Here is a 3,290-nt window from a genome sequence, read left to right on the forward strand (position 1 = left end):
CACCGGCCAAGCCCGCGCAGGCACCCCCGAAAACGACGGCGAGGAAGCGGGTGCGAAGTACAGGAAGGCCCAGGGCGTGGGCGGAAACATGGCTCTCGCCGATCGAGCGAAGCGTCAGGCCGGCACGCGTGCGGTTGAGGAAGTACGCCACGAGGATCGTCAACAGAAGCGATCCATAGACGAAGAAATCCTGCGCAAAAAAGAGGCGGCCCACGATCGGCAGATCACTCAAGCCGGGAATGGTCAGGGGCGCAATCGGGTCGCGGCGGCCACCTACGAAAGGCGCACCGATCAAGCCTGACAGACCCAGGCCCAGGATCGTCAAAGCCAGACCCGACCCGACCTGGTTAGCGGCAAAGCCGAGCACGACGAGCGCAAACAACGCGGCCATGAGGGCGCCGGCCAGCGCTCCCGCGGCGACGCCTACCAAGGATGAATCGAAGGTCACCGCAGCGGCGAAACTACACGCGGCGCCCATGGCCATCATGCCTTCGAGGCCGAGATTGAGTACGCCCGAACGCTCCGCGACGAGCTCGCCGAGGGACGCGATAAGGAAGGGCGTCGACGCGGTGACGATCGTCAGGAGAATTGCTTCGAAGGTTGTCATGCGCGCCCTCCCCTTGTGACGAGGCGGACCCGATAGCTCACCAGTGCGTCTGCTGAGAGAACGCACAGCAGCAGGATGCCCTGAAATGCCTGGGTCAGATCGAGCGGCAGCTTGAGCAAAATCTGCGCGCTCTCACCACCGATGAAGGTCAGCGACACGACGAGAGCCGCGGCGAGAATGCCGAACGGGTTGAGGCGTCCGAGAAACGCCACGGTGATCGCCGTGAAGCCGTATCCCGGCGAAATGGACGGTTGGATCTGGCCAATCTGACCCGAGACCTCACAGATTCCGGCAAGGCCGGCGAGGCCCCCCGATATTGCGAACACAGCGAGCGTGGTCTTCTTGGTGTTGAACCCGGCAAATCGCGCCGCACGCGGAGCGTCTCCCGTCAGCCGCAGGCGGTATCCGAACAGGGAGCGGCTCATGACGACGGAGGTGACGACGACCGCGAGGATCGCGAAGATCGCGCCGTAATGCACGCGGCTTCCCTCGAACAATGTCGGGAGCGTCGCCGACGCATCGAACGTCACCGATTGCGGGAAATTGAATCCCTTGGGATCGCGCCAAGGGCCGCGCGCAAGATAGTCGAGGGTCAGCTGCGCGATGTAGACGAGCATGAGGCTCGTCAGAATCTCGTTCACGCCAAAGCGGTTCTTCAGGAATGCCGGGATCATGCCGTAGAGCGCACCACCGATGATGCCCAAGACCAGCATGCCGCCGATCACCCATCCGCCAGCCTGCGTATCGTGCGTCGCGAGAGCGAGCCAGGACCCGAGCAGCGCGCCCATCACGAACTGCCCCTCGGCGCCGATGTTCCAGAGGTTGGCCCGAAAGCAATAGGACAAGCCGATGGCGATGAGCGTGAGCGGCGTCGCTTTCACGATCAGCTCCTGGATCGCCCACGGATCGCTCAGCGGCTGCATGACATAGACGTCGAACGCGGCCGCTGGCGAGCGTCCCATGAGCCAGATCACGAAACCGGCGATCAGGAAGGCAATGAGGAACGCGATGACGGGCGCAGTCGCCCGCATCACGGGGGAGACCGTGGTACGAGGAACGAGATCAAGCCGCATTGTTGGCCTCATGCGCTTGACCGACGCCGAGCATTTCGAGGCCTATCGCTTCCCGTGTCCACTCATTGGCCGGCCTGACGGTACTCAGGCGACCGTGATGGATGACCGCGAGTTGGTCGGCGATCTCAAACAATTCATCAAGATCCTGGCTGATCACCACAACGGCGCTTCCCGCTCGTGCCAGATCCACGAGCGCCTGACGAATGAGCCGGGCGGCGCCGGCATCGACGCCCCAGGTCGGCTGGTTGACGATGAGAAGTTTGGGCTGACGGATGATTTCGCGGCCGATGACGAATTTCTGCAGGTTTCCGCCCGAGAGCTTGCGCGCCTGCGCATCGTCGCCCGGCGCACGCACATCGAACCCTTGTATGATCGAGCGCGCCATCTTTCGCGCCGCATTGAGAACGATCAGTCCAATTCCGCTGACGAGGCCCCTGTCATGATGGGACACGAGAATGTTCTCGCTCAACCGATGGGTCGGCGCAGCCGCGTGGCCGAGGCGCTCCTCCGGAACGAAGGCAGCTCCGAGTTTTCGGCGCGCATCGATCTCGTGTTGGCCGCAAGGCTTTCCGTTGATGACGACGACTCTTTCATCGTCGACGACGATCTCCCCGGAAAGACCGGCGAAAAGCTCGCTCTGTCCATTGCCCGCGACGCCGGCGATGCCGACGACTTCACCGGCAACCGCCGTCAGATCGATCTCGGTCAGCGCTTGTCCGTGCAGTCCCGTCGGCGGCAACGATAGCCTGCTGACCTTGAGGACCTCGACGCGGTTGGCGATCGCCAGTGGTGGTGCTCGTACCTCACCGACATCGTTTCCGACCATGAGAGCTGCGATCTCCCGAGCGCTGCGTTCTCTCGGATCGAGCGTCGCTGTGACCCGCCCGGCGCGCAGAATGGTGGCGGTGCGGCAGAGCCTGCGCACCTCTTCGAGCTTGTGGGAAATGTAGAGGATCGCGCAATTGTCGGCTGCGAGTTTTTCGAGCGTCAGGAAGAGGTGCTCGGCTTCTTGCGGCGTCAGGACGGAGGTCGGCTCGTCCAGGATCAGCAGCTTTGGATTCTGCAACAGGCATCGCACGATCTCGATGCGCTGCCGCTCGCCCGCGGAGAGTGTCCAAACCGCCCGGTCGGGTTCAAGCGACAATCCGTAGGCTTCGCTGATGTCGCCGAGTCGGGCGCGAACGCGTGCGAGAGTCCAAGTCTTTGGCAGCGCGATCGCGATATTTTCGGCGACGGTCAGTTCGTCGAAGAGAGAGAAGTGCTGGAACACCATGCCGATGCCGAGCGTACGCGCTATCACCGGAGAGGCGAGCGATACGGGACGTCCCGCCCACCGGATCTCCCCTGCTGTCGGCTCTATCACGCCGTAGAGCATCTTCACGAGGGTCGATTTGCCGGCGCCGTTCTCTCCGAGCAGGGCATGGATTTGGCCAGGAGCGATCGACAGATCGATCCCGTCATTGGCAAGAAGATCGCCGTACCGTTTCGAGATGCCTTTCAGCTCGACGAGAGCCGGCGCTGTCGAATGCATATGGAACTTTCCCAGCCAAGCGGCCTTCAAAACCCGAGCCTAGCCATGTCACGACTCGAACCTTGCCGGTACTGAAAAT

General features: G+C 62.7%; 3 protein-coding genes. All 3 read right to left on the reverse strand.

The features are described from left to right. Positions 1-607, reverse strand: a 607-nt coding sequence (locus tag AC1DT3_RS15955; protein ID WP_477466224.1) for an ABC transporter permease, incomplete at its 3' end; no start/stop codon positions are given. Beyond that, positions 604-1,680: an ABC transporter permease gene (locus AC1DT3_RS15960; RefSeq protein ID WP_477466225.1), complete on the reverse strand. Its 1,077-nt coding sequence runs from the start codon at positions 1,678-1,680 to the stop codon at positions 604-606. The genes AC1DT3_RS15960 and AC1DT3_RS15955, both read right to left, overlap by 4 nt. Further along, positions 1,670-3,211 carry an ABC transporter ATP-binding protein gene (locus tag AC1DT3_RS15965; RefSeq protein ID WP_477466226.1) on the reverse strand — a complete coding sequence of 514 codons (1,542 nt, stop codon included), beginning with the start codon at positions 3,209-3,211 and terminating at the stop codon, positions 1,670-1,672. The genes AC1DT3_RS15960 and AC1DT3_RS15965 overlap by 11 nt, the downstream gene beginning before the upstream one ends. Positions 3,212-3,290 lie beyond the last annotated feature (79 nt).

The sequence above is a fragment of the Microvirga sp. P4_G7 genome, from assembly GCF_056401005.1.